Annotated in this window: 7 protein-coding genes; all 7 read right to left on the bottom strand. The window is 45.7% G+C overall.

The genetic code is table 11. The features are described 5' to 3' along the window. Positions 1–311 (bottom strand): AAA family ATPase (locus tag H528_RS0111615; RefSeq protein ID WP_028845931.1); only part of this gene is annotated, 311 nt, incomplete at its 3' end. Positions 312–451: 140 nt separating this feature from the next. Then, complete coding sequence (locus H528_RS0111610; protein WP_022854474.1) at positions 452–2260, bottom strand: asparagine synthase-related protein; 1809 nt, start codon at positions 2258–2260, stop codon at positions 452–454. A gap of 1 nt (position 2261) precedes the next feature. Continuing rightward, positions 2262–3221, bottom strand: coding sequence for a UbiA prenyltransferase family protein (locus tag H528_RS0111605; protein ID WP_022854473.1), 960 nt, complete (start codon positions 3219–3221; stop codon positions 2262–2264). Next, a complete protein-coding gene (locus H528_RS0111600) occupies positions 3218–4720 on the bottom strand; it encodes an SGNH/GDSL hydrolase family protein (protein ID WP_022854472.1) in 1503 nt (500 codons plus the stop codon). The genes H528_RS0111605 and H528_RS0111600 overlap by 4 nt, the downstream gene beginning before the upstream one ends. Positions 4721–4833: 113 nt before the next feature. Further along, positions 4834–5328, bottom strand: coding sequence for a glycosyltransferase family 39 protein (locus H528_RS0111595; protein ID WP_084677728.1), 495 nt, complete (start codon positions 5326–5328; stop codon positions 4834–4836). Then, positions 5306–6172 (bottom strand): sulfotransferase domain-containing protein, encoded by an 867-nt coding sequence (locus H528_RS0111590; RefSeq protein ID WP_022854470.1) that lies wholly within the window; start codon positions 6170–6172, stop codon positions 5306–5308. Before H528_RS0111590 ends, H528_RS0111595 begins: the two co-directional genes overlap by 23 nt. 618 nt (positions 6173–6790) lie before the next feature. Continuing rightward, the coding region (locus H528_RS13700) for a PD-(D/E)XK nuclease domain-containing protein (protein ID WP_169352800.1) at positions 6791–7255 on the bottom strand (465 nt) is incomplete at its 5' end.

Below are 7255 nucleotides of genomic sequence, written 5' to 3'. Positions count from 1 at the left end.
GTATTTTGGAGTTCGTCAACGCTTCGATGTACCCCGGAGCCAAAAGAAATATAGATTACGGGATAGTTTTTAGACCAATCCCAGTTGTTCTCTAAGAATAGCCCGTGGAAGAGCTCACGTTTTCCCAGGAAGGCCTGGCGCAGGGTATCGAGAAAAAGGCTTTTTCCAAAACGCCTTGGGCGGGAAAGGAAAAAATACTTGCCTTCGTCAACGAGCTTTTTCACAAAAGGCGTTTTATCTACGTAGTAATAATTTTCTGTGCGGATTTCAACAAAACTCTGAATGCCTACGGGAAGTTTTTTCTTAGCCATAGGGGTATTATAGCAGAAATGAAATCAGTGTGTTGGGATCCGTTCCTTTTTTTCGGAACGAAAAATGGGAACGGATCCCTTAGCCATTAGCCCTTTGCGAAGAGGCCCTTTCGGGCCGAGGGAGCGATCTCCGCGAAGAATTAGTCGTAAAAGTCCCTGAACCAGAGTTCAATACCCACGATGGTCCCTAAGAGGCGGGCGTAATTCCTCTTCCCGTAAATATGAAGGTCAAAAATCTCTTTTAAGGCCTTTTCTTGAAAAAGTCCCCTTTCTAAGATTCTGCGGTTAAAAATGACCTTTTCAATGCCTTGGCGAAAATACTTACGCTGCCATCTGTCAAACTCGGTGTAATGCCGAAAACCAGGGATACTTAAGCGCTTGAGAACGGCATTAAACTTATCAATGAGAAAAAGCCTGAGTTTTCCGGCATCTAAAGGGGCTCCGGTATTGGAGTCGGGAATCTTTACCAAGGGCGGCGCAAAGTGTTTGACAATGGCTTTTTGTATCTGGCCATCGTATCTTAAATGCGGGGGCAGCAAAAAGGCCTGCCTTAAGAACCTGCTATCCAGAAAAGGGATGCTGCATTCTATCTCGGTGCGAAAAATATTTAGCGAGGCTACCGCCTGGCGGTGAATATATTCTTTCAAATAAAAGAGCATGAAGACGTCTTCAGGCAGGTAATCGTCGTAATAAGCCTTTACAAAATTAAGGCAGGTTTTAGAAAGCGCCTGGTAAGAGGCGCGCAATTCTTTGTTTTGGAAAAGGGCCTCCCCTGGGAAATCACAAAGCACCAGGTTTGTCTTGCGGAACAAAATTTCTGCTAAGAGCGTAGGGGTAGGCGCTGAAGATACGGCCTTATCAACCTGAACCGGAAAGGCAAGGGCACACTTGACAAGCTCGCCCCCGTGGCCTCTCATGAGTATGCGAAAATCAGCCCGCTCAAAATAATCAAGAGCAGTTTTTTCCGTTGATTCATGGGGAAAGTAAAACCCATCGCTAAAATAAATCAGCGTGCGGGCAAGGGAGAGAAAATTCTTTAAGGTCTCTTCGGTTATGGGGACAAATTTATGCTTGGTCCCCATGGCCTGGGCCAGACGAAACGCAAGCCGTTCGTCCTGGCAACCTGGAAGCCCAAGGGTGTATGAGGGAAGCCCCCTTGCCTTTTCGCCTAAAGCGGCAAGGATGCTTCTTGAATCAAGGCCCCCTGAAATAGAAAGGCCAAGGCGGTCTTTGGGCCGGGCCCTTTTTTGTACTGCTTGGCCAAAAAGAAGGCAAATTTCCTGGTAGGGAAGCCTCTTGTGCCCGCCGCGCGGTGTAAAAAGCCCTTTTTCGTCCCAGTATTTAGTGAGACCAAAGCTTTTTTCCCTCAAGTTATAGGCCAGGATGGTGGCGTTTGGTAAAAGCTTGGCCCTTTCAAATAAGGTACCCTCACCAAGGGCAAAGCCGAAATGAAAAAGCTCGGCAAGGGTTAAAAAGTCTAAGTCTTTGGGGAAATTGCTATGCCGGGTAAAGGCCTTAAGCTCTGCGGCAAAGAGAAAGCTCTCGGGCAGGTCAGCATAGAAAATATGCTTTAGGCCAAACTTATCAACACCTACGTAGATGGTGTCTTTGCTTTTATCCCAGAGGCAAAAGGAAAAAATGCCCTCAAGGTCTTTTAAAAAGTCAAAATTTTTCCGGGAAAGATAAGCCTTTAAAAAGAATTCATCATCGGGGATATCGCCATTGTTATCATAAATCTCCCCGTCAAAAAATAAGAGAGCGTTTTCGTTTTTAAGAGGCTGAGGCGACAGGGCAAAGGCGTTATTTGAGACAAAACCAAGGGCAAAGGCCTTTTCCTTTTGTTCAAACAAGGTGTAAGTATCTTTATGCCTTAGGGCCTGGGCCATTTTGGAAAATTCGTTTGCGTTTATTTTGCCATCTTTGGCGATTAATCCCAAAAGACCTGGCATGTTAAAACTCCCAGAGTGGTTTAATAGAGCTTGGTTCTACTCTAAATATTTCGTAAAGCACAGGAATTTTCACAAAGAGCAGAAAGACAAAGGCCACAAAGCAAATTCCGAGATAAAGCATCAAGCCCACTTCCCTGTAAAGGTGTTCGGGATTTTGTACCGGGCTGTTTTCCCGAAAGCCGATCTTTAAGTAGTAGGCAAAGAATCCCGCAAAGAGCGGCACACACAAAATCAGTTCCAGGTGGTATCTAACGATAAAGATGCCCAGGAAAAAGGCACAAAAAAGGGCGTAGTAAAAGATGCTGATAATGAGCTTTTCTTCGTCATAGTAGCCAAAGGATTTGCGGTATTTGGCGGCAATTGTTGCGTTATTTATCATGCGGTACTCAGCAAGCCTTTTGGTGGCCATAAAAAAGGCGCCAGCCATCCAGTAGGCAAGTACCAGCGAAAGGGGCGGGATTTTGTTGGGGATAAGGCAAAACCAGCCCAAAAAGAGCCTTATGGGGTTGTTTACCGCTTCGCTAAGAACATCTAAATAGGGGACGTCTTTGGTGCGAAAGGGGGGCACATTGTAGAAAAAGCCCATAATCCATAACCAGAGGGCGGAAAGAAAAAAGGCCAGGTTTATTTTATAGGCCAGGGTAAGCCCCACCACCGCCAAGATGAGCCATTCAGCATAGGCAAGCGGCAGATAAACACGCCCTGAGGGAATCGGGCGGTTCTTCTTGGTGGGGTGCAGGGCGTCTTTGGGGGCGTCAAGGATCTCGTTGATAACGTAGTTGCTTGAGGCCACCAGACACGCCACCACCAGGGCTAAGAAGACCTTGGCGTACCAATTGGTCTTAAAGAGTTCGGGCTTAAGAAAAAAGGCAAGAAGCACGCCAAGGACCATAAAACCGTTTTTGAACCAGTGGTCCGGGCGGGCAATGGCAATGTAGGCCGTAAGGTCTAGCCTCTTCATGGCTTGTCCCTTAGGGCAAATTCTATCTGTCTCATAGTTTCACGCCAGGTCCAGGCCGCAAGCTCCATGCCTTGCGGCGTCCAGTGTACTCCGTCTTTCCAGATAAAGCGCCTTCTCTCTCCTGCCTGCTGGATACTTTCGAAAATATAGGCCACCGGGATTTTTAATTTATGGGCCCTTTCTATCAGTACTTCGTTAAATAATGCTTCGGGAAGAGAAAGCGGATCCTTAAACCCCCTAGGGGGGATGGTGGCCAAAGCCGCTACGGTGCCCTGAGCTTCGGCCTCTTTTACCATGGCTTCTAAGTCATCTACCCATTTTTCATACACGTCAACGGTGCGTAGCTTCCCACGGACGTTATTGGTGCCAAACATGATAAAGATAAACTCAGGCCTCTCTTTGGCCAATATTTCTTTGATCTTGCGGCGTCCAAAGCCAGTAGTTTGCCCGGCAAAACCATAGGCCTTGACCCGGTAAATCCCAAGGGCCCCAGCCACAAGCCGGGGATAAAGGGTGGGGCCGGTAAGGGAATCACCAAAAAGCACCACCAGGCCCTTTTCTACCCGACCCCTTCCTGATTCGTGGACTTTGCGTATATGGGCCGCGTAATGTGCACGGTCTTTTTCATAAACCGTTATTTCACGTAAAATTTCAGGGGTTTCAAAGTCAAAAGTTATGCTTTTTACTTCAGACCAGGGGCCAAGATTATTTTCAAAATCACAGGCCAGGACCCGGTAACGGTAGCGCCTTCCCTTTTTTACGTCTTGGTCCAGGTATTGGGGTTTGTAGCTTTCGGCAATTTTTTGAAAAGGGCCGTTTCCTTCGGCCCTAGAAATCACATATACCATGGGGAAAACATTATCTTGGGCAGGGCTCCAGCTAAGCTTGATACCCACCGGTGAGGCCTCTAAGGTTAGGTTGGCAATGGGCCCTGGGGGCAAAGTGTCTTTTCCACGATAGACCACAAAATTATCAAGGATAAGGGCCACGTTTTTACCTTTCGGATCAGGCCCCCAGAAGCGCAGGGTGCTAAAATGGGTGTCTTTCCTTACGTGACCAGAGCTTTTGGAATTGTAGCGGAAAAGATCCACGTAATAGAGCACCGGGGTCCATTCGTAGTCAGGGAGAAAACGGTAACCGTAAGGGGTGGTGTTATCCCGGGCCTTTTCGTCGAAAAAGTTGAGCCTTGCGGTCTTAAAACCAATGCCCTGGGCCATAAAGGCGATTTTAAGCCCTTTTGAGCCTTTGATGTCAAGCTCTACGGCAGGGCCTGCCCATTTTTCTTTGCAGATAGTTTGCAGGGCCTTTCCGGAAATAGCATCATTTACCAAGGTTATTTTAGCCCTTTTGGAAGCGTAAAAGCCGTCTTTGCCCTGGTCAAAAGTCGTCTGGTAGTAGATGGTGACCCCGCCTTCTTGGTGGGGTTTGAACTTGGCCTCTGAAGAGCAGGCCGAGAGCATGAGCGATAAAAGTATTAGCCACAAAAATTTATGAACCATTACAACCTCTAGAACTTTTACTACTGCTCACCTTTCGCCTTTAGCCCTTCGCCTTTAGCCCTTAGCCCTTAGCCCTTAGCCCTTAGCCCTTAGCCTTTATTAGCCCTTAGCCTCTACTGTTCCCTGATCACCATTCCCATAGCTGCCACAAGACACCACAAAGAAAGGAGAAAAAGAAAGATAAAAAGTGTCTCTGTTAGGATCAAATAATTGAAAAACACAAGGGAAGGATAAAAAAGAAAGATCCCCCCTGCCAAAAGTGCCGCGTCTTCCCGTGCAAATATCTTTTTTGCCAAAGAATAAACCAAAATCCCACTTAAAAGCGAAATAAATATCTGGATAACCCTCACGGCGTTATAATTTTCGGCCCCAAAAACTTTATACACCCCGGCCAAAAACGCAGGATAAAGTGGTGGGCGAATGGCCGTAGGCTTGCCGGGCTTCCACCCAAATTCTCCCCGCTCTAAAATAGCCAGGGCCAGGCGGTTATAATGTTGCTCGTCAACGATGTTCAAAGGTTGATGCCAGAAAAGGGGCAAAAGTGCCAGGCGCAGTAAAAGGGCCGCGGCTAGAACAAATAATAATTTACCAGTCAAAATCCTTTTCATATCCTAGTTTAATCAACAGATCCCCGGCGAGTTTTTTAAAAGTTTCTTTTTCTTTAAGAGAAAAATAGTTTTTCCAATCTCCCGACACACCCTTTCTATAAAAACTTTTACTATTAGCCTGGCCTCTTTTACGACCTGTAATAAACTCAAAAGACGATTTATTAATCATATTATTTAGCACCTGATCATTGTATGACAAACCAAGAAAATTCAAAATGTTTTGTGCTATTTTTCGAGAGTTGTTTAGCATATCTTCATAAGAACAAGTCCACAAATTAAATTCCTGTTGATAGCGTAATTGGAGTTCAATCATTTCTTTCCACAAAAGAACGCTTTCTTCAAAACTCCAGGCAAGGCCCATATTTTTAGCATAATGTCTATGGGAAATAACAAAGTCCCTGCCATCCCTATAAACAGCTATTAATTTGCTATCAGGATAAACTTGCTTAATCTTTGGAATAGCTCGTACGTGGTCGGCACTTTTTTCTATGAGGTATTTAGGGTTAAATTTCTTTATAAAAAAACCGAAAAAAGTGCGGCAGTATTCTTCGGGATTATCACACTTTAATAATTGTCTTTTTAATGAAAATTGTTCTCGCAAGCTTAAAGAATATCTTGTCAGTGGTCTATCTGTTGTTTTTAAACCAACAACTGGTTTCCAATATTTCCTAATAGGATTTACTATTTTGGCTACAAGATTCCTAGGCAATCTTTTTAACCCGCCTTCACTCCAGGCAGTTCCGCTAAAAAGAATTTTAGTAGTTTCTGCTGGTGTTTTATCAAAGACGTATTTAAATAAGTTAGTCTCTGCTAAACCAATAATTTCAGGATGAAGACTTAGCATATTAATGAGCTAGGTTGTGCCACACTTATAATGCCCAACAATAAAGGCTATTTTATTGTTTCCTTTCATTTGAAACTCCTAACTTCGCTTTTGCGTAGGTATCTCGATTTTCGCCGGGCTCTATTATCTGGGATCCGTTCCTATTTTTCCTTCCGAAAAATAAGAACGGATCCTCAACCAGGTCAGGTGCCAAACTTCTACAACCTCTAGAACTTCTATAACCTTTAGAACCTCACTGATCACAGCTCACTGTTCTCTGTTCACTTTCTCTCATCTTGAGCGAAGTCTTTCTGTTATGTCATCCTGAGCCGAGCGCCAGCGAGGCGAAGGATCCATTTAATGGATTCTTCGGTCACTTCGCTCCCTCAGAATGACAAAAGAAAATCGCTCCCTCAGAATGCCCCCCACACCCATCATCGCGAGGCGACTTTTACGCCCGTGCGATCTCAGGAAACCTCTAGAACTTCTACAACCTCTAGAACCTCTAGAACCTCTAGAACTTACCGATCACCGATCACTGTTCACTGCTCACCCTCCGCCCTTTGCCTTACGCCCTTAGCCTTTCGTTCCTTGCCTTTCGCCCATCCTAGGGAGCCCGTAAGGGGCGACGAAGCGATCTCAGGAAATCTCTTCCACCTCAAAAGAAACGATGTTCCGCTTGCGCTTGCTAAACTCAACCCCGATAAGCCAGATCTTTTTGCACCTGCCCTGATACTTCTCCCAGTAGCGCTTCTCTTTTAGCTGTAAAAGTGCTTTACCTTCGGGCTCATCCTCCACCACCTTGAACTCAAAGAGATAACACTTGCCTTCAAAAAGCACCGCCATGTCCAGGCGACCCTGATTGGTGACGTCTTCCACCCGCACGTCCAAGCCAAGCGCCGCAAAGTAGCAGTAAAAGATGCTTGCGTAAAAGCCCTCATAGCCTGAAAGCTCCGTCTTCCGATACCAATCATGCGGTATAGAGGCAAAAAACGCGCGAAACACCTCCATCATATCCGTGACTTTCCCGGCCTTTAATACCCGCGCCATGCGTATCTTGCTCGCCGTCTTCTTGGACAAATCTTCCAGAAAATAATTCAAAAG

It is taken from the genome of Thermodesulfatator atlanticus DSM 21156, from assembly GCF_000421585.1.
Taxonomy (GTDB): domain Bacteria; phylum Desulfobacterota; class Thermodesulfobacteria; order Thermodesulfobacteriales; family Thermodesulfatatoraceae; genus Thermodesulfatator; species Thermodesulfatator atlanticus.
Note: the sequence above shows the minus strand (reverse complement) of the source record. Positions and strands in the feature narration are given on the sequence as shown.

Bases quoted from the DNA above. Each gene is read 5' to 3' on its own strand.
- H528_RS0111610 (WP_022854474.1), bottom strand. From the start codon at position 2,260: ATGCCAGGTCTTTTGGGATTAATCGCCAAAGATGGCAAAATAAACGCA.
- H528_RS0111605 (WP_022854473.1), bottom strand. From the start codon at position 3,221: ATGAAGAGGCTAGACCTTACGGCCTACATTGCCATTGCCCGCCCGGAC.
- H528_RS0111600 (WP_022854472.1), bottom strand. From the start codon at position 4,720: ATGGTTCATAAATTTTTGTGGCTAATACTTTTATCGCTCATGCTCTCG.
- H528_RS0111595 (WP_084677728.1), bottom strand. From the start codon at position 5,328: ATGAAAAGGATTTTGACTGGTAAATTATTATTTGTTCTAGCCGCGGCC.
- H528_RS0111590 (WP_022854470.1), bottom strand. From the start codon at position 6,172: ATGCTAAGTCTTCATCCTGAAATTATTGGTTTAGCAGAGACTAACTTA.